General features: G+C 67.8%; 16 protein-coding genes. 5 read left to right on the plus strand and 11 right to left on the minus strand.

The window, feature by feature from the left end; all coding sequences use genetic code 11:
• The 4 genes from AUP43_RS17685 to AUP43_RS17700 form a co-directional block, all read right to left on the minus strand.
• On the minus strand, positions 1–1291 hold a 1291-nt coding region (locus AUP43_RS17685; RefSeq protein WP_067560166.1), incomplete at its 3' end, for a CCA tRNA nucleotidyltransferase.
• A 4-nt stretch (positions 1292–1295) separates the two neighbouring features.
• Positions 1296–1586: a hypothetical protein gene (locus AUP43_RS17690; RefSeq protein ID WP_067560168.1), complete on the minus strand. Its 291-nt coding sequence runs from the start codon at positions 1584–1586 to the stop codon at positions 1296–1298.
• Positions 1587–1592: 6 nt separating this feature from the next.
• Positions 1593–2246: a CoA pyrophosphatase gene (locus AUP43_RS17695; protein WP_067560170.1), complete on the minus strand. Its 654-nt coding sequence runs from the start codon at positions 2244–2246 to the stop codon at positions 1593–1595.
• Complete coding sequence (locus AUP43_RS17700) at positions 2201–2833, minus strand: DUF1285 domain-containing protein (RefSeq protein ID WP_084462900.1); 633 nt, start codon at positions 2831–2833, stop codon at positions 2201–2203. Before AUP43_RS17700 ends, AUP43_RS17695 begins: the two co-directional genes overlap by 46 nt.
• A gap of 115 nt (positions 2834–2948) precedes the next feature.
• Between AUP43_RS17700 and AUP43_RS17705 the strand changes: the two genes are divergently transcribed.
• Genes AUP43_RS17705 through AUP43_RS17720 form a run of 4 tightly spaced genes read left to right on the plus strand, consistent with a single transcriptional unit; the run spans position 2949 to position 9667 of the window.
• Positions 2949–3977: an AAA family ATPase gene (locus AUP43_RS17705; RefSeq protein ID WP_067560172.1), complete on the plus strand. Its 1029-nt coding sequence runs from the start codon at positions 2949–2951 to the stop codon at positions 3975–3977.
• Positions 3978–3985: 8 nt separating this feature from the next.
• A complete protein-coding gene (locus AUP43_RS17710) occupies positions 3986–4846 on the plus strand; it encodes a DUF58 domain-containing protein (RefSeq protein ID WP_067560174.1) in 861 nt (286 codons plus the stop codon).
• The gene (locus AUP43_RS17715) at positions 4843–7572 is read left to right on the plus strand and encodes a DUF4159 domain-containing protein (protein WP_067560176.1); all 2730 of its coding nucleotides are present in this window, start codon (positions 4843–4845) and stop codon (positions 7570–7572) included. The genes AUP43_RS17710 and AUP43_RS17715 overlap by 4 nt, the downstream gene beginning before the upstream one ends.
• 16 nt (positions 7573–7588) lie before the next feature.
• Positions 7589–9667, plus strand: coding sequence for a hypothetical protein (locus AUP43_RS17720; protein ID WP_067560179.1), 2079 nt, complete (start codon positions 7589–7591; stop codon positions 9665–9667).
• A 123-nt stretch (positions 9668–9790) separates the two neighbouring features.
• On the opposite strand, the gene AUP43_RS17725 is transcribed toward AUP43_RS17720, so the two are convergent.
• The 3 genes from AUP43_RS17725 to AUP43_RS17735 all read right to left on the minus strand — a co-directional run bounded on the left by AUP43_RS17725 (position 9791) and on the right by AUP43_RS17735 (position 13843).
• A complete protein-coding gene (locus tag AUP43_RS17725; RefSeq protein WP_067560181.1) occupies positions 9791–10705 on the minus strand; it encodes an NAD(P)-dependent oxidoreductase in 915 nt (304 codons plus the stop codon).
• Positions 10706–10721: 16 nt separating this feature from the next.
• The gene (locus AUP43_RS17730) at positions 10722–11852 is read right to left on the minus strand and encodes a zinc-dependent alcohol dehydrogenase family protein (protein ID WP_067560183.1); all 1131 of its coding nucleotides are present in this window, start codon (positions 11850–11852) and stop codon (positions 10722–10724) included.
• A gap of 125 nt (positions 11853–11977) precedes the next feature.
• The gene (locus tag AUP43_RS17735; RefSeq protein ID WP_084462901.1) at positions 11978–13843 is read right to left on the minus strand and encodes a potassium/proton antiporter; all 1866 of its coding nucleotides are present in this window, start codon (positions 13841–13843) and stop codon (positions 11978–11980) included.
• A gap of 238 nt (positions 13844–14081) precedes the next feature.
• Here AUP43_RS17735 and AUP43_RS17740 point away from each other — a divergent pair, with 238 nt between their 5' ends.
• Entirely contained in the window at positions 14082–14438 is a 357-nt protein-coding gene (locus AUP43_RS17740) for a response regulator (RefSeq protein ID WP_198154963.1), read from the plus strand.
• Positions 14439–14446: 8 nt separating this feature from the next.
• On the opposite strand, the gene AUP43_RS17745 is transcribed toward AUP43_RS17740, so the two are convergent.
• The 4 genes from AUP43_RS17745 to AUP43_RS17760 all read right to left on the minus strand — a co-directional run bounded on the left by AUP43_RS17745 (position 14447) and on the right by AUP43_RS17760 (position 18201).
• Positions 14447–16309, minus strand: coding sequence for a hypothetical protein (locus AUP43_RS17745; protein WP_067560187.1), 1863 nt, complete (start codon positions 16307–16309; stop codon positions 14447–14449).
• Between the two features lie 101 nt (positions 16310–16410).
• Positions 16411–17487 (minus strand): CobW family GTP-binding protein, encoded by a 1077-nt coding sequence (locus tag AUP43_RS17750; RefSeq protein ID WP_067560189.1) that lies wholly within the window; start codon positions 17485–17487, stop codon positions 16411–16413.
• 49 nt (positions 17488–17536) lie between these two features.
• Positions 17537–17944, minus strand: coding sequence for a type II toxin-antitoxin system VapC family toxin (locus AUP43_RS17755; protein WP_067560191.1), 408 nt, complete (start codon positions 17942–17944; stop codon positions 17537–17539).
• Positions 17945–17946: 2 nt separating this feature from the next.
• A complete protein-coding gene (locus AUP43_RS17760) occupies positions 17947–18201 on the minus strand; it encodes a type II toxin-antitoxin system Phd/YefM family antitoxin (RefSeq protein ID WP_067560193.1) in 255 nt (84 codons plus the stop codon).
• Between the last annotated feature and the right edge of the window lie 92 nt (positions 18202–18293).

Genomic DNA, 18293 nt, shown 5'->3' on the forward strand with positions numbered 1-18293 from the left:
CGGAGCTGGGTGAGGGGAGACCCTCCCCCTCCCCGCCGCCCCATTCCCGCGCCTGGGCCAGGCACGCCGCCCGGTCGGGGGCGAAATCGGCGGCGACCCACCAGGCTTCCAGGCGTTTCAGCAAGCGTCCCATGGCCGGGCCGGGTGCGACCCCCAGCGCCAGCAGGTCGGCCCCGGTAACCGGCAGGCTGGGCCGCCGCCAATGGTCGGCGGCGGCCAGATGCACCCGGTAGCCGGCGGAAACCCAGTCCGGCAGGGAATTGCCCTGGTCGGCCAGGCGTTGCGCCCAGTCGAGCAGCACCAAATCGCGAAAAATCTCCTTCCCCACCGCATAGAGCGCGCGCCGGCGCGCCGGCGCATCGGCTGCCGGGTCGATGATCACGGCCGGGGCCAGCATGGCGGCCAGCCGGTCGCGCGCCGCGTTCGACAGCCGCAGCCGCCAGGCCACGGCCGCCCCGGCCGGCGCATCCGGCAGTAGCGCCACCAGGCGGCGCAACGGATCGGGGTCGGCCTCTTCGCGATGGCCGGTCAGCCGCACCAGCGCGGCCAGCCGGGGCAAATTGCGCGCTTCCGGCAGGATCGGCGTCAGCACGCCCTGTTCGCGCATCAGATGCAGCGTCGGCGCGGGGTCCTCTGCGGCCAGCAGGTTCATGATCTCGGCGCAGACGCGCTCGCCCGCCAGGCCGGGCAGCAGCGACGCCAGTCGCGCGCAAGCGGCCAGCCCGTCGGCATCGGGCATGCCCCGGCCATGCTGCACATGGAAGCGGAAGAAACGCAGGATGCGCAGCACATCCTCGCGAATGCGCTGCTCGGCATCGCCGATGAAGCGCACCCGCCGCGCCTCCAGGTCGGGCAGCCCGCCGACCGGATCGTACAGCGCGCCGTCCATATCCAGGAACAGCGCGTTCATGGTGAAATCGCGGCGTTTGGCATCCTCCGCCCAATCGTCGGTAAAGGCGACCGTCGCGCGCCGCCCGTCGGTCTCGACATCGCGCCGGAGCGTGGTGATCTCGATGTGCCGCCCCGCCTTCAGCGCGGTCACCGTGCCATGCTCGATGCCGGTGGGGATGGCGCGGATGCCGGCTTTCTCCAGCGCGGCGACGATACGATCGGGCGCTGCGTCGGTGGCGGCGTCTATATCGCCCACCGGCTTGCCCAGCAGCGAATCGCGCACGCAACCGCCGACGAAGCGGATGGTCGCCCCCTCGGCCTGCACGGCGTCCAGGATGGCGACCGTCGCCGCGTCCAGCATCCAGGGGAAGGGCGCGTCCAGGCGGCGGATCGGCTGCATCGGATCAGGGTTTGTGGTCGGAATGGCCGGGCACGACCCGCCCGTCGATCACATGCGGCGGCACATACCGGTCGCCCGGCGCGCCATTCTCCTCGAAGAACAGCATGCTGGCCCCAAGCGCCAGAACGGCAAGGCCGACGCCGATGCCGGCCAGGAACACCCAGGGCGCTTCGCCCAGCGTCGGCGGGGTGGCGCCGGCGGCGACGGCGCGGCGGCGGGCAAGCTGGAACCAGAGGAGGTACAGCAGGGTCGGCGCCAGGATCGGCAGCGCCACGAGCAGGGCCACGCGCAGCATACGGCCCTACAGCCGGTCGCGGCGGAGAATGCTGGAGAGGTTCACCAGCATCGCGGCCGTCGCTCCCCAGATATAATAATCCCGATACGGCAGCACGTAGAAGGAGCGCTTCACCCCGTCCTTCTCCCGGCTATGCACCTCATGATTGACCGGATCGACCACGAAGGACAGCGGCACCTCGAAAATTTCCGCCACCTCGAACGGGTCGGGCCGGGTATCGAAGGGCGGCGTCAGCAGGCCGATCACCGGCGTCACGGAAAAGCCGGTGCGGGTGCGGTAGGCGTCCATGCGGCCCAGCACCTCGACATAGGAGCGGTCGATGCCGGTTTCCTCCTCGGTCTCGCGCAGCGCGCAGGAGACGGGATCGGTGTCGCATTCCTCCATCCGGCCGCCGGGAAAGCTGATCTGGCCGGGATGATGCTGCAGATGATCGGTGCGCTTGGTCAGCAGCACCGACATACCCTCGGCGCGGTCCACCAGCGGCACCAGCACGGCGGCCGGGCGGCCCGGCGGCGGCATCTCCAGCCCCGGGCTCATATCGCCGTCGCCCATCATCAGGCCGGTATGGTCGATGCCGCCCCGAAAGATCGACTTCAGGGCCGGGCGATCGAAGCTCAGCCCTCCAGCGACCCCAGCAGAAAGAATTGCCGCTTGCTCCATATGCCTAGGGACGGTTTGCCATCCCTCTCCCGTTCAACGCCCATTTCGACAAGCTGGTAGAATACCGGCCGCAAGATCAGTGCTTCCAGCCTGTCCCTCACCACTATATAGGGGCTCGGCTCGCCGGTCGCCGGATTCGTTTCGACGCGGATCGGATGGTCCGGCCCGGCCTCGATCCATTCGTCCAGATTGGTGCGCAAACGCAGAATCTGGTCCTCGCCCGCGCCCTCCACAACAAGCTCGACGGCGGTGAAGGGGGCATCCTCCACCTCGATCCGGCCGCGCTCCACCGGCGTTACCAGCCAGTAGCTGCCGTCATCTTCTCGCCGCAATACAGTGGAGAATAATTTTACCAGTGGCTTACGACCGATAGGCGAGCCAAGATAGTACCAGGTGCCATCGCGGGCGATCCGAATGCCGAAATCTCCGCAACTCTCCTCCGGACCGTCGCCGCTTTGCGATAAGGCCGGTTTTTCTGCGGGGGAGACTGGGCGCGGGGCACCGAGACCCCTAAGTAAATTCGTAGGGCTATCGTCGAACCCGGCATCTGGTTGGATGCGTCGGGCAGGGCCGGATGGATCGATCATCTTCTCCTGTCCTCTCTGCCTGTCTGCGCGGTTGAGCGGAGGCGCCTGACTGAATGGCATATCCGCCGGCTGCAGCGTTACGGGCGATATTCTTAAGGATGAGGAGAATATTGGCATGAGCGTGACCGATCCCACCCCTTTTTCCGGCTCCCCCGCGGCGGGATCGGACGACCGGCTGGTCGCCGAGATCGAAACCCTGGCCGAACGGATGCGTCTGGTGCGCGAACGGGTCGGCCGCGTCATCTTCGGCCAGGAGGCGGTGGTCGAGCAGACGCTGATCACCCTTCTGGCCGGCGGCCATTGCCTGCTGATCGGCGTGCCCGGCCTGGCCAAGACCAAGCTGGTGGAGACGCTGGGCACCGTTTTCGGCCTGGACGATAAGCGCATCCAATGCACGCCCGACCTGATGCCGGCCGACATTCTGGGCTCCGAGGTGCTGGAGGAGGGCCAGGATGGCCGCCGCGCCTTCCGCTTCATCCAGGGCCCGGTCTTCGCCCAGCTGCTGATGGCCGACGAGATCAACCGCGCCAGCCCGCGCACCCAGTCCGCGCTGCTGCAGGCGATGCAGGAGCGCCGCGTGTCGGTCGGCGGCCAGTATCACCCGCTGCCCAGCCCGTTCCATGTGCTGGCGACCCAGAACCCGCTGGAGCAGGAAGGCACCTACCCGCTGCCCGAAGCCCAGCTCGACCGTTTCCTGCTACAGGTTGATGTCGGCTATCCGGACCGCGAGGCGGAGCGCCGCATGCTGATCGCCACCACGGGCGCCGACGAGGAACCCGCCGTGCAGGTGATGAACGGCGCCGATTTGCTGCAGGCCCAGCGCCTGTTGCGCCGGGTGCCGGTCGGCGACAGCGTGATCGAGGCGATCTTGTCCCTGGTGCGCAACGGCCGACCGGAGGAAAGCGATATCGACTCGGTGCGCCGCCATGTCGCCTGGGGCCCCGGCCCGCGCGCCAGCCAGGCGCTGATGCTGGCGATCCGCGCCCGGGCGCTGCTGGATGGCCGGCTGTCGCCCTCCATCGACGATGTGCTGGCCATTGCCAAGCCGGTGCTGCGGCACCGCATGGCGCTGAATTTCGCCGCCCGCGCCGAAGGCGTAACGCTCGATTCGGTGATCGATAAGATCGCCGCGCCGCTGGCCTAAGCGCCCGCATGCGGCAACGCGCCGAACAGCTCGCCGCCACCCTGCCGCCGCTGCTGGTTGCGGCGGAACGCGTGGCCTCCACCGTGGCGCAGGGCGTCCACGGCCGGCGGCGCGTCGGCCAGGGCGACAGTTTCTGGCAGTTCCGGCACTACGCTTTCGGCGATTCGGCGCGCGGCATCGACTGGCGGCAATCGGCCAAGAGCGATCATGTCTATGTTCGCGAGACGGAGTGGGAGGCGGCGCAGAGCGTGTGGCTCTGGCGCGATGCCTCGGCCTCGATGCGCTACCGCTCCGACCGGTCCCTGCCAGAGAAGGCGGAACGGGCGGAGCTGGTGCTGCTGGCGCTGGCCAGCCTGCTGGCCGATAGCGGCGAGCAGGTGGCGCTGCTGGGCGGGTTGCGCGCGCCGGCGCGCGGCCGCGCCGTGCTTGATCGCCTGATCGACGAGCTGGGCCGCACAGCGCATGACGAAAGCCTGCCGCCGGACATTGCCTTGCCGCGCTTCGGCGCCACCGTGTGGATCGGCGATTTCCTGTCGCCCCTGCCGGAGATCGAGGCGGCGCTGGCCCGCTATACCGGGCGCGGCATCCGCGGCTACATGCTGCAGATCCTCGATCCGGCCGAAGCCAGCCTGCCCTTCAACGGCCGGGTGCGCTTCGATGGCATGGAAGGCGAGGCATCGACCCTGATCACCCGCGTCGACGCCGTGCGCGACGATTATCGCGGCCGCTTCCAGGCGCATCAGGACGGCTTGAAGGCGCTGGCCCAGCTCGCCGGCTGGCATTACAGCGCGCATGTCACCGACCAGGGGCCGGAAAAGGCGCTGATGGATCTGTATATCGGCCTGTCGCAGGCGGGAGACCGCCGATGATGAGCCTCGGCCCCCTCGCCTTCGCCACCCCCTGGGTGCTGCTGGCGCTGGCCGTGCTGCCGGTGCTGATCTGGCTGCTGCGCGTGGTGCCGCCGGCGCCCAAGCGGCTGTCCTTTCCGGCGATCCGGCTGCTGTACGATCTGAAGCCGCGCGACGAAACCTCGGCGACCACGCCCTGGTGGCTGATCTTGCTGCGCGTGCTGCTGGCGGCGCTGGTCATCCTGGCGCTGGCGCATCCGCTGCTGAACCCGCGCGCGCAGCTCGTCGGCGGCGGGCCGATGGTGCTGGTGATCGACGATGGCTGGGCCGCCGGCCATGATTGGCAGGCGCGCCAGGAAGCCGCCGACGAGCTGCTGGCCCAGGCCGACCGCACCAACCGCCCGGTCATCCTGCTGACCACCGCGCCCAACCGCGACGGCGCGCCCGGCACGCTCAACCGGCTGCGGGCGGAGGAGGCGCGCAGCCAGGTGCAGGCGCTGCTGCCGAAGCCCTGGCCGGCCGACCGGCAGGCCTTGGCCGACTGGTTGGAGAGTCAGACCCTGCCGTCCAGCGCGGAAAGCTTCTGGCTCAGCGACGGGCTGGACGGCCCCGGCGTCGCGGCGCTGGCGACCCGCCTGCAACGCCTCGGCGCGCTGACCGTGCTGGAGCCGGAGGGCGGCAGCCTGCCGCGCCTGGCCTTCCCGCCGGAAAGCGGCGTCGACGGGCTGACTGCCACGGTCGCCCGCGCGCCGGGCATCGGCCCGTCCAGCCTGTGGCTGCGCGCGGTCGCCGCCGACGGACGCATCCTGGCGCGCGAGCAGGTCGATTTCCCCGTCGGCGAGGTCGCCGCGCAAAAGCGTATCGTGCTGCCGACCGAGCTGCGCAACGAGATCGCCCGGCTGGAGATCGAAAATGATTCCACCGCCGGCAGCGTGGCGCTGATCGACGAGCGCTGGCGGCGACGGCCGGTCGGCCTGGTCTCCGAGACCAGCTTCCAGGCCTCCCAGCCGCTGCTGTCCGAGCTGCATTATCTGGACCAGGCGCTGAGCCCGTTCAGCGAGGTTCGGCGCGGCCGCATCGAGGCGCTGCTGGAGCGCGATCTGGCGGTCATCGTGCTGCCCGACAGCGGCGCGCTCGCCGGGCCGGAGCGCGAGGCCCTGCAACGCTGGGTGCGCAATGGCGGCGTGCTGCTGCGCTTCGCCGGGCCGATTCTCTCCTCCGCCGTGGAGGAAGGCGGCGAGCAGTCGCTGGTGCCCGTGCCGCTGCGCCAGGGCGGCCGGCTGCTGGGCGGCGCGCTGTCCTGGTCGCAGCCAGCCAGGCTGGCCCCCTTCTCCGCCGCCAGCCCGTTTCACGGTCTCGCCATTCCGGCGGATGTGACGGTGCAGCGCCAGGTGCTGGCGCAACCCTCGCTCGATCTGGGCGAGCGCACCTGGGCGGCGCTGGAGGATGGCACGCCGCTGGTGACGGCCGGGGCGGAGGGCGAGGGCCGGCTGGTGCTGGTGCACACCACCGCCAGCCCGGACTGGACCAATTTGCCGCTGTCCGGCCTGTTCGTGCAGATGCTCCAGCGCGTCGTGGCGCTCAGCCAGGGCGTGCAGGGCGCGCGCGGCGACCAGCCGCTGCCGCCGGTCGAGACGCTGGACGGCTTCGGCCGGCTGACCGCGCCGTCCGCCGCCACCCAGGCGTTGCCGCCGGGGCTGGAGGAGCCGCGCTTCGGCCCCGCCCTGCCGCCCGGCTTCTACGGCAGCGACCAATCGCGCGTGGCGGTGAACCTGGCCCCCGCCATCGCCGCGGTGACGCCAATGGTGCAACTGCCCTCCGGCATCGCGCGGCTGGGTTATGAGCGTGGGGAGGAGGTCGATCTTCGGCCGTTCCTGTTTACCGGCGCGATGATCCTGCTGCTGCTCGATCTGCTGGTGTCGCTGCTGCTGCGCGGGCTGCTGCCGATGCGCCGGGCCCGCGGTATGGCGGCCATCCTGGCGCTGCTGGCCGGCGGAGGCCTCGCCCAGCCAGCGCAAGCGCAATCCGACGACCGTTTCGCGCTGGCCGCCAGCCTGAACACGGTGCTGGCCTATGTGCGCACCGGCGATTCGACCGTGGACGAGGCCAGCCGCGAAGGGCTGACCGGCCTCAGCCGCGCGCTGGAGCGCCGCACCGCCGTGGAGCCGGGCGAGCCGATGGGCGTCGATATCGAAACCGACGAGCTGGCTTTCTTCCCGCTGCTTTATTGGCCGGTCGCGACCAGTCAGGGCGGCCTCAGCCCGGCGGCGATCGGCCGGGTGAATTCCTATCTGCGTACCGGCGGCACCATTGTGTTCGACACCCGCGACCAGGGCGAGGTCGGCTTCGGCGGCGGCGGCCCGGGCCTGCAGCGCCTGCAGCAGATAGCCCACGGCCTGGACATCCCGCAGCTGGAACCGGTGCCGCCCGAGCATGTGTTGACCAAGACCTTCTATCTGATGGACAGCTTCCCTGGCCGCTTCACCGGCGGGACGGTATGGGTCGAGCGGCCCGGCGGGCGCGGCAATGACGAGGTTTCCTCGGTCATCGTCGGCAGCCACGATTGGGCGGCGGCCTGGGCGGTGGATCAGGCCGGACGCTACCGCTACCCCGTGGTGCCTGGCGGCGAGGCACAGCGCGAATGGGCCTATCGCTTCGGCGTCAATCTGGTCATGTACGCGCTGACCGGCAACTACAAGGCCGACCAGGTGCATGTTCCCTCCATCCTCGAACGGCTGGGCCAATGAGCGGGGGACAGTCCAGATGATACCGTCGGGCCTCGATATCGCCTTCGCGCCGATGCTGCCCTGGTGGGGCATCGCGGCGCTGGGCGTTGCCAGCCTGCTGATCGTCGGCCTAGCGCTGTGGCGGCGCGCACGGGGCGCTTGGTGGCGCTTCGCGGCGCTGGGCATCCTGCTGCTGGCCCTGGCCAACCCCTCCGTCATCGCCGAACAGCGCGAGGCGCAGAAGGATATAGCGCTGCTGGTGGTCGACCGCTCGCCCAGCCAGCGCATCGGCGAGCGCATGGGGGAAACCGACGCGGCGCTGGTGGAAATCCGCAACCGCCTGGCCCGCATGCAAAATCTGGAAGTGCGCGAGGTCGAGACCGGCAGCACCGGCGGCGGCCTGTCGAGCGATCGCGAGGGCACCCAGCTCATGACCGCGGCCGAGCAGGCGCTGGCCAATATCCCGCGCCGCCGGCTGGCCGGGGTGATCGCGCTGACCGATGGCCAAGTGCATGACACGCAGGATGCCGGCGAGCTGCCGGGCGCGCCGGTGCACACCCTGCTGACCGGCCAGCGCGGGGAGGCCGACCGGCGGCTGGTCATCCACCAGTCGCCGACCTTCGGCATGGTCGGCAAGGAAGTCGCGATCCGTCTGTCGGTGGAGGATGAAAGCGTCGCCCAAGGCACGCCCGTCACCCTGACGCTGCGCCGCAATGGCGAGGCGGCGCAGACCGCCGAGGTGCCGGCGAACGAGGAGGTCGAAGTCGCCGTCATGCTGGATCGCGGCGGCCAGAGCATCGTCGAGATCGACGCCGAGCAGGGCCCGCGCGAGCTGACGCTGATCAACAACCGCGCGGTCTTGAGCATCAACGGCGTGCGCGACCGGCTGCGGGTGCTGCTGGTCTCCGGCGAGCCGCATGCCGGCGAGCGCACCTGGCGCAACCTGCTGAAGGCCGATCCCTCGGTCGATCTGGTGCATTTCACTATTCTGCGTCCGCCGGAAAAGCAGGACGGCACGCCGATCCGCGAGCTGTCGCTGATCAGCTTCCCGATCCGCGAGCTGTTCGAGGTGAAGATCGACGAGTTCGACCTGATCATCTTCGACCGTTATAAGCGGCGCGGCGTGCTGCCCCGGCTGTATCTCGGCAATATCGCTGAATATGTCCGCCAGGGCGGCGCGCTGCTGATCGCCGCCGGGCCGGATTTCGCCTCCCCGATCAGCCTGTTCCAGACGCCGATCGGCGACGTGCTGCCGGCCGAGCCGACCGGCCAGACCACCGAGGAAGGATTCCGGCCGATAATCTCCGAGCTGGGCCGCCGTCATCCGGTGACCGCCGAACTGTCGGGCGCCGGCCGCCCCGGCGAACAGCCAGGTTGGGGCCGCTGGTTCCGGGTCATCGATACCGCCCCCCGCAGCGGCACGGTGGTGATGGAAGGCGGCGGCAGGCCGCTGGTCGTGCTGGACCGCGTCGGCGAGGGCCGGGTGGCGCAGATCAACAGCGACCATATGTGGCTCTGGGCGCGCGGCTTTGAGGGCGGCGGGCCGCAGGCCGAGCTGCTGCGCCGGATCGCCCATTGGCTGATGAAGGAGCCGGAGCTGGAGGAGAACGACCTGCGCGCCCATGTGCAGGGCGACCAGTTGATGATCGAGCGTCGCTCGCTGGAGCCTGCGGCGGAGACGGTAAGCGTTACTTTGCCCTCCGGCGAAACCGTGGAGGTAGCGCTGACCGAGGGCGGCCAGGGCCGCGCCACCGGCAGCCTGACGGTCGAGGAAGCCGGCCTGTATCGGCTGACGGATGGGGAGCGCACGCGGCTGGTCACCGTCGGCGCGGTCAATCCGCTGGAATATGCCGATGTGCGCACCACGGCGACCCGCATGGGCCCCATCGCCGAGGCGACCGGCGGCGGCCTGGCCTGGATCGCCGAGGATGGAATGCCCGATATTCGCCGCGTCGCCCCCGATCGCCGGACATCCGGCCAGGATTGGATCGCGCTGCGCGAAAATGGCGATTATGTCGTCACCGGCGTGCTGAACCTGCCGCTGCTGCCGGCGCTGCTGACCCTGCTTCTGGCGCTGGGCGCCCTGCTCGCCGGCTGGCTGCGGGAATCGCGGTAGAACCCGCTGGGTCAGGAGCCTGTCACCAAAGCACTACCCGACCCCAGCCTTCCCTCGCCCCGGAAGGAGCGAGGGGGTTCTTTATTCCATCGTTATTGCCAGGGCGACGGGGAAACCCGCCGCCTACTCCGCGGCCTTCCTGGCGTCGGGGAACAGCTCCAGCCCGTTCAGCTTTTCCCAGAATTGCGCGACCGCCGTGTGGTCGGCGCCCTTGCCGAGCAGCTCGTTCGCCTGTTGGCACAGGGCCACGCAGGCATCGCCGAACGGGGCCTGGATGCCGGTTTCGTGCGCCAGCTCCAGCGCGGTGCGGACGTCCTTTTCCATCAGCGCCAGGCCGAAGCCGGAATTGAACTGCCGGGAGAGCACATATTGCTTCAGCTTCTTGTCGGTCGAGTTGTTGCGGCCGGTCGAGGCGTTCAGTACATCGACCATCGCATCGGGCGACAGGCCGAAGCGCGCGCCGATCTGCAACGCCTCGACGGAAGCGATGAGGCCGGCGGCGGAGACGTAATTGTTCAGCGCCTTCATGGCATGGCCGGAGCCGAGCGGTCCGGTCTCGAACAGCCCCTGCCCCAATGCCTGCAGCACCGGCTTCACCCGCGCGATGGCGGCCTTGTCCTCGCCGCCGATCATGATCGCCAGCGTGCCGTCCTTCGCCTTCGGCACGCCGCCGGAGACCGGAGCGTCGACCAGCGCCAGCCCCTGCTGCGCCAGCGCCTCGCCCAGCTCGCGCGTGCCGATGGGGGCGGATGAGCTCATATCCAGCACCACGCCGCCTTTCGGCATGTTGGCGGCGACACCGCCTTCCAGCACTACATTGCGCACGATCTTGCCGTCCGGCAGCATGGTGACAACGATGTCGCTTTGCCGGGCCAGCGCCGCCAGGTCGGCGGCGGCGGTCGCCTTGAATTCGGCGGCGAAGCGCTCGGCCGTGCCGGGCGCGGCGTCGGCGACGGTGACGCTGTAGCCGGCCTCGACCAGGCGGCGGGCCATCGGCCAGCCCATCTGGCCCAGGCCGATGAAACCAATACGATCCATTTTCTCGTTTCCCCCTTTACGGAATCAGTACCTGGCGGATGGACAGGCCATCGGCCAGCCGGTCGAAGGCGGCGTTCAGCCCCTCCAGACCCTCGATACGCTCGGACAGCAGCCGGTCGACCGGCAGGCGGCCGCGCCGGAACATCTGGATATAGCGTGGTATGTCGCGCAGCGGCACGCAGCCGCCGACATAGCTGCCCTTCAGCGTGCGTTCCTCGGCGACCAGCACCACCGGCGACAGGCTCAGGCTCTTGCCCGGATTGGCGAGGCCGGCGGTGACGGTCATGCCGCCGCGCTTGGTGATCTTGTAGGCCAGCTCCAGCGCCGGCACCGAGCCCGCCATCTCGAAGGCATAGTCGACGCCGCCCTTGGTCGCCTCCCTCACCGCCTCGACGATATCGGCATCCTTGGCGTTGAAGGCGTCGGTCGCGCCCAGCTGGCGCGCCAGATCGAGCTTGGAGTCGAGCAGGTCGATGGCGACAATCTGCTCCGCCCCGCACAGGATGGCGCCCAGCAGGGAGTTCAGGCCGACGCCGCCCAGCCCGATCACCGCCGCCTTGGTGCCGGGCTTCATCTGCGCCGTGTTCACCACGGCCCCCACGCCGGTCAGGACCGCACAGCCGAACAGAGCGGCCTGCTCCCACGGCAGGTCCTTGTCGATCTTCACCACCGAGGCGCGCGACAGCACGGCGTAATCGGCGAAGGCGGAAACGCCGATATGATGGTTCACCGCATGGCCGTGATCATCATGCAGCCGGTGCGCGCCGGACAGCAGCACGCCCTTGCCGTTCGCCGCCGCCCCGGGCTCGCACAAGGCCGGCCGTCCTTCGGCGCAGGGCAGGCACTGGCCGCACGACGGCACGAAGACCATGACGACATGATCGCCCTTTTGCAGATCCTCGACGCCCGGCCCGCATTCCAGCACCTCGCCGGCGGCCTCGTGGCCCAGCGCCATCGGCATCGGGCGCGGCCGGTCGCCGTTGATTACCGACAAGTCGGAATGGCACAGGCCGGCGGCGCGCACCCGGACCAGGATTTCCCCAGGCCCCGGCGGGTCCAGCCGCAGCGTCTCGATATGCAGCGGGCGGCTGTCCGCATAGGGGCGCGGCAGCCCGATCTCATGCAGCACGGCGGCTTTCACCTGCATGGCATCCTCCCTTTTCGCCTTTGTTGCCGGGATCATAGACCAGCCGGCAAGGCTGAGAAGCTCTTTTAACCGCCCCAGGCCGCAAGACGCGGCTTTGGGGAGGACCGGGCCTGCAAGCGCCCGGTTTACGATTTTGACGCGCGGCGGCGCAGACGTTCCCAGAGGCCGGCTTTCGGCCCCAACGGCATGTCGTTGCCATCCATCACCACCGGCCGGCGACGCAGGCGGGAGAACAAGGCCCCGGCCCGGCCGAGCGCGCCGGGCGGCAGCAGGTGCGGATGCTCCGGCTCCAGCACCAGGCCGACTTCGGCGATTTCCTCCTCGCGGATGTCGCGGATCACCAGCTCGACCGAGCCGATGGCGACCCGGTCGCCGACATTCGGCGAATTGGGCAGCAGGTCGGTCAGCAATTGCCCGACGGTCAGGTCGCGCTGCTGGCGGCTGACCGGCAGATCGTACTCGTCCGCCAGAACGCCCATCTTCTTCGCGCCGTCGAACACGAAATCGCCCAGCCGCACCTCGCGGCCCGCGCGCTTGGACCGGCTTGAGAACAGCTTGTCGGCCGCCAGCACCTGTTCCGGCGGGCAGAGCAGCAGAACGTAATCGCCGGGATGCAGCGCCTCGATCTTGTATTTCGGCACCACCGAGCCGTCGCGCAGCACCACGATCAGCCGCACCCGGGGCGGCAACTGAATCTGGCGGAACGGCCGGTTCGCCCCCGGCGAGGTCTCGGTCAGGCGGTAGCCGATCAGGTCGCGGTCGATCTGCGCCGACAAATCGAGGTCGACGCGGCCCTCCGCCTCCTGCACCGGCGGCAGTTCGAGGTCCAGCCTGCGGGCCACCCAGGGCACCGTCCAGCCCTGCAGCAGCAGCGACAGCAGCACCACGATGAAGGTGATGTTGAAATACTGCATGCCGTTTTCCATCCCGCCCAGGATCGGGATGATGGCCAGGAAAATAGGCACCGCGCCGCGCAGGCCGACCCAGGAGATGAACAGCTTTTCCGCGCGCGAGAAATTGAACGGGATCAGGCAGAGAAAGGTCGCCACCGGCCGGGCGACGAAGATCAGCACCAGGGCAATGATGGTGCCCGGCAGGATATCGTCGACCATGGTGCTGGGCGTGACCAGCAGGCCGAGAATCAGGAACATGACGATCTGGCTGATCCAGGCCATCCCGTCATGGAAGCGACGGATCAGCTGATTGGCCCGAAGCCGGCGGTTGCCGGCAACGATGCCGGCCAGATAGACCGCCAGGAAGCCGCTGCCCCCGATCACCTGGGTGCCGCCGAACACCGCGCAGGCGGCGGCGATGACGAAGACCGGGTAGAGGCCGGGCGCCAGATCGAGGCGATTGACCAGAATGGCCAGCAGGAAGCCGCCGGCGATGCCAATCAAGGCCCCCAGCCCAAGCTGGAGCAGGAAGCCGTGCAGCACGGTGAAGGTCATGTCGCCGCCGGTGCCCGCCACCAGCTCGACCAGGGTGATGGTCAGAAAGATCGCCATCGGATCGTTGACGCCGGATTCCACCTCCAGCGTGGCGCCCAGCCGGCGGCGCAGTTCCATGCCGCGCTGATGCAGCAGCAGGAACACGGCGGCCGCGTCGGTCGAGGCCACGATGGCCCCGGTCAGCAGCCCGGCTATCGGGTCCAGATCCAGCAGATAGATCGCCGCGCCGCCGGTAATCGCCGCCGTCAGCACCACGCCCAGCGTCGCCAGCACCGAGGCCGGCCCCCAGACCAGCCGGATCGAGCGTATCGGCGTGCGCAGCCCGCCATCGAACAGGATGATCGCCAGCGCCAGGCTGCCGATCAGATAGGCGCCCTGGAAATTATCGTACTGGATGCCCAGCCCATCCTCGCCGGCCAGCATGCCGAGCCCAAGGAAGACCAGCAGCAAAGGCGCGCCGATCCGCGAGGAAAGCGTACCGGCCAGAATGCTTAAGAGCAGCAGGGCGCTGCCCAACAGGATCAGTTGGTTTGCTAGTTCCATTCGCACCGATGGTCGCTGGGGTCGGTCCGGCACGATACCGGAACCGCTACGCCATTATTGTCACCGATGGAGGAATAACAAGGTTTTGCGGCCGAATGATGGTAGCTTGATACGATTGCGCACGGCAGCGATGCCGCCAAACCCCTGCGGCTTAACGTGGTATTAACGTTCGAATTCGATAGTGCCTGACAGGCACAACGCCTCTCTATTTTGCGGATTCGCTAAAATGGCTACCCTGTTGCTGATCGAGGATGACCTGATGGTACGGGCCACCTTGCGTCAAATCCTCGAACGCGCCGGCCATGTTGTGATTGAAGCCGATCACGGCGGCGAAGGCCTGTCGAAGCTGGAGCAGCAGCATATCGACCTGATGATCACCGACATCATCATGCCGGAAAAGGAAGGCATCGAGACCATCATAGAAGCCCGCCGACGCCATCCCCAACTGCCGATCATGGCGATTTCCGGCGGTGGGCGGACGCGCAACATGGATTTTCTGGAGGTCGCCCGCCAGGCCGGGGCCGACAGCACCATGGCCAAGCCGCTGCGCGCGCAACAGCTGGTCGACGAAATCGATCAGCTGTTACGCGCATAGGCCCCGCGTCAGCCGGCTTTCAGCATGTAGAGATCGCGCACGGCGAACCGCCGGATGCCCAGCGGCGCCATGACCGGGCTCGCGATCATCGGGCCGTCGATATAGTCGACCCCGGCACTGACCGCGTAGCTCGCCAGGCTGAGCGTCGGGCAATGCCGGATGAAAGTGCGCAGCCCCGCCTCGTTCGCCTTTTCGATGAACTTATCCAGCTTGCGGATCAGCACCGCTTCCTTTTGCTGGTAACAGGCCAGGTCGACGCCGATGCCGAACACGCCCAGCCCCTTCAACGCGCCCATATTGATATCTTCCAGCGTGTCGCGCAGCAGCACGGCACGGCCGAACGGGCGCAACGCCGCGATCACCTGAAAAAGCTGCGACTGCCAGGCCCCGGCCGGCGCGCCGATCAGCTCCCAGACGATATAGCGGCGCATCTCCGGCGGGATCGACCGGCAAATGCCCAGATAGGCCTGCAGCCGCGTCGTCGCGTTCAAGGTGGTGTGATGCACCGGAATGCAGATCACATTGCGCAGATTCTGCAGATACGCCTTGCGCAGCGCCGTCAGGGCGCTCATCAGCACCACCCGGTCGATCAGCGCCACCAGCGTCGGGTCGCTGCCCGGGGGAATGATCTCCGCTTCCGTCGCGTTCAACCCGTCCTGCTGTATGACCAGTTCGAACCAATAGGCGGAAACCACTTGCTTGGTGGCATGCCAGGCCGGGATGAAGCGGTAGTCGATCTGCCGCGGCATGGCCGGCGGCAGATCGCCGGAGAGCCCCTGACCGGCGCGGCCCATCGGAAATGCCGGCGCTGCGCCGGCGCGCGGCGCCGGCTTGATCAGCGGGAAATTACCCAAATCGAAATCCGCCGCGACCTGCGGCACCTTGTCGAGGTAGCTGGTGATCGTCGGCCCTGGCAGGGGGTTGGGCGACACGGCGGTCCATGGCCGGCCGGTGGCGGGTTCATCGGGATGGCCGATATCCCCATCGGTGGCGAAGCCCAGCGCCTCTTCGAATTGCCGGCCCAGGGTGGGCGCGACGGCAACCGGCCCGATATCCTGCTCCAACCGCTCGAACTGATGCGCCAGGTGCTGCCCTTGGCCATCGACGGAGGCGACGTTCGCCATCTGCGCCAGCAGCTTCTCCTCCAACCCCCGGAAGATATCGAGCACCGCCCCATTGCCGTCGGCGGACGAGACCAGCCCCCCCTGCGGCGCGGCGTCTCCTCCACCTCCACCCGCCCCTCCACCGCCCCCCCCACTGGGCCGGGCAAAGGCGGCCAACGGGTCGGCGCCGGCCGTCATGGATGCCGACGGCAAGGCTTCCGCCAGCACCCCCTTCAAGGGATCCAGCGCATCGACGAGGCGAAAGCTTAAGCGGTTCTGGGCATCCGCGATGGCGTAGTAGAGCGATTGCTGGACCAGGTCGCTATCCTCGCCGACGATGGTGGAGAACACCTCTTCCGCCACCGCCTGCACCCGCCGGCGCGCCGCGCGCACATCGCCGCGGGTGAAAATCACCAGGCAGTCGCTGCCATACTTGATCGAAATGTCGCCGGCGCCCAGATGCCGCTTCGCCGCCGCCTCGCACAGCTTCATGATGTTGCGTTGCGTCGCCGCCCAGCGGACGCCGAGGCGCTGGCGAACCTCCTTCAGCGTCAGGATGAACAGCCGCTCATGCGCGACCGCCGGGCGGCTGCCGAACATGGCGGATAAATCGACCGTCAGTTGCTCGAACCCCGATTCCGATGCCGCCGCCGCCTCGGAATCCAAGCCTGTCAGCAACCCCTGAAACGGGTTCTGGTCCAGCTTGTTCTGGCTGTCGGAAACGTCATCGGCGGCAAACAGCTTCTTCAGTTTCGTCCAGGCGCTCATTATATCCCCCGCTATCACTAATTTGTTCTGTGACAGTCGAGAGAAGCCTATCGCATCCGCGTAAAGAACTGATTAACAACGATTTGCAACATCCGTTCCGATTACTGTGCAGCGGCTGCCTGGCCGATGCCCAGACCTTCCAGCAACTTTTCGATGTCGCTGCGCGGAATGTCTTTTGTGATGAAGACGATACGGCTGCGCCGGTCGTCGCTCGGCCAGGCCTCCAGCCAGGCGACCGGGTGGAAGACGTGCTGCACGCCATGAATCACCGCCGGCTGGTCCGGCCGGTCGGCAATGTTCAAAATCCCCTTCACCCGCAAAAGATTCTCGCCACGGGTGCCGATCAACAGCTCGACGAACAGGCTGAACGCCATCGCGTCGATCGGCTGGTCCAGCACCACGCAGAAGGCGCTGACATGGTCGTCGTGACGATTCACGTCGGGATGGTGATGATGCCCGTGATCGTGCCCGTGCCCGTGATGGGCGTGGGAGTCCGCATAGGCCTCCTCCTTCAGCCAGCGCAGCACGTCGGCGGTCTTGCGGGTGGGATCGTACAGGCCGGCGTTGAACAGCTGGTCGGGCTCGATTTCGCCCTGCACGGCGTGCAGGCGCGGGGCGGCCGGGTTCAGCGTCTGCAGCCGCGCCTCCAGCGCGTCGAGATCACGCGCCGAGGCCGGGTCGCGCACCAGGTCGGTCTTGGTGATGACTAGCCGGTCGGCGACGGCGGCCTGCTTCACCGCCTCGATATGATTATCCAGCGTCGCCTCGCCATTCACCGCGTCGACCACGGTGACAACGCCGTCCAGCCGGTAGTAGCTGGCCAGCATCGGATCGGTCATCAGCGTGTGCAGGATCGGCGCGGGGTCGGCCAGGCCGGTGGTCTCGATCACCAGCCGCTTGAAGTTCGGGATTTCCTGCTTGGCGCGCTTGATGTGCAGGTCGCGCAACGTATTCACCAGATCGCCGCGCACCGTGCAGCACAGGCAGCCGCTGCTTAGCTCGATCATGTTCTCGCTGCTCTTCTCGACCAGCAGATGATCCAGCCCGACCTCGCCGAACTCGTTGATCACCACGGCGGTATCCGCCATGCCGGGATGGCGCAGCAGATTCGACAGCAAGGTCGTCTTGCCGCTGCCCAGAAAGCCGGTCAGCACGGAGACGGGAATGGAGGAGGACATGAGGAGAACCTTCGAAAACCGATAAACAGAATTGTTATGTTGTAACAGACTAGCGGGCAGAGAAAGGATCGATCAAGGCCACGCCGAAATCCTGGAAATCACGAATATTGCGGGTGACCAGCGTCAGCCCGTGCACAAGCGCGGTCGCGGCAATCATCGCATCCTCGATCAGCGTATTGGAGCGTCCATGCATCAGCTGCGCCCAGCGCCGGAAAGCCGGCGCATCCATCGGCAATATCTGGCGCGTCGCGATGATGGCATTAAGCCAATCCTGAAGTTCCGCCGCTTTTGGCTGATCCTGCCGACGTGTCAATTCGATGCCGATTTGGATTTCACCGACCGAGACGGCCGATAGATATAAATCCGTATCCTCGACATCTTCCAGCCAGGCGACAACGCCGCCATGCGGCTTTAAGCGCCGCAGTTCCGACAGCACATTGGTATCGAGCAGATACATCGCTACTCGAATGTCAGATCGGCGCGACGGCGCGCCCTACCGCGCGGCGGCGCCAGCGTGTCGGTCCGCGCTGCATCCGTAAGCAGCAAATCCTTCAGGGTCGGCCGGGCTTCCGTCAGCCGCCGCCATTCCGCCATCGGCACCAGCACGGCCGTCTCCACGCCACGCAAGGTTACGACCTGCGGGCCTTCCGTCAGGCTTGCCCGAACGAACGCGCTGAAGCGTGCCTTCGCATCCTGGACGCGCCAAATTGCCATGTCCTCACCTGACCAGTTGAATGACCAGTTATATCAGACCTGAGCGTTGTTTTCGCAATAGCATCTCGGTCCCCGCCCCGTATAGTCGGCCG

The organism is Oceanibaculum pacificum (assembly GCF_001618175.1).
Classification (GTDB): domain Bacteria; phylum Pseudomonadota; class Alphaproteobacteria; order Oceanibaculales; family Oceanibaculaceae; genus Oceanibaculum; species Oceanibaculum pacificum.

Excerpts from the sequence above, each read along its gene's own strand:
- AUP43_RS17690 (WP_067560168.1), bottom strand. The coding sequence starts at position 1,586 with ATGCTGCGCGTGGCCCTGCTCGTGGCGCTGCCGATCCTGGCGCCGACC.
- AUP43_RS17730 (WP_067560183.1), bottom strand. The coding sequence starts at position 11,852 with ATGCAGGTGAAAGCCGCCGTGCTGCATGAGATCGGGCTGCCGCGCCCC.
- AUP43_RS17705 (WP_067560172.1), top strand. The coding sequence starts at position 2,949 with ATGAGCGTGACCGATCCCACCCCTTTTTCCGGCTCCCCCGCGGCGGGA.
- AUP43_RS17735 (WP_084462901.1), bottom strand. The coding sequence starts at position 13,843 with ATGGAACTAGCAAACCAACTGATCCTGTTGGGCAGCGCCCTGCTGCTC.
- AUP43_RS17710 (WP_067560174.1), top strand. The coding sequence starts at position 3,986 with ATGCGGCAACGCGCCGAACAGCTCGCCGCCACCCTGCCGCCGCTGCTG.
- AUP43_RS17745 (WP_067560187.1), bottom strand. The coding sequence starts at position 16,309 with ATGAGCGCCTGGACGAAACTGAAGAAGCTGTTTGCCGCCGATGACGTT.
- AUP43_RS17715 (WP_067560176.1), top strand. The coding sequence starts at position 4,843 with ATGATGAGCCTCGGCCCCCTCGCCTTCGCCACCCCCTGGGTGCTGCTG.
- AUP43_RS17725 (WP_067560181.1), bottom strand. The coding sequence starts at position 10,705 with ATGGATCGTATTGGTTTCATCGGCCTGGGCCAGATGGGCTGGCCGATG.
- AUP43_RS17700 (WP_084462900.1), bottom strand. The coding sequence starts at position 2,833 with ATGATCGATCCATCCGGCCCTGCCCGACGCATCCAACCAGATGCCGGG.
- AUP43_RS17695 (WP_067560170.1), bottom strand. The coding sequence starts at position 2,246 with ATGGAGCAAGCGGCAATTCTTTCTGCTGGGGTCGCTGGAGGGCTGAGC.
- AUP43_RS17720 (WP_067560179.1), top strand. The coding sequence starts at position 7,589 with ATGATACCGTCGGGCCTCGATATCGCCTTCGCGCCGATGCTGCCCTGG.
- AUP43_RS17755 (WP_067560191.1), bottom strand. The coding sequence starts at position 17,944 with ATGTATCTGCTCGATACCAATGTGCTGTCGGAACTGCGGCGCTTAAAG.
- AUP43_RS17760 (WP_067560193.1), bottom strand. The coding sequence starts at position 18,201 with ATGGCAATTTGGCGCGTCCAGGATGCGAAGGCACGCTTCAGCGCGTTC.
- AUP43_RS17750 (WP_067560189.1), bottom strand. The coding sequence starts at position 17,487 with ATGTCCTCCTCCATTCCCGTCTCCGTGCTGACCGGCTTTCTGGGCAGC.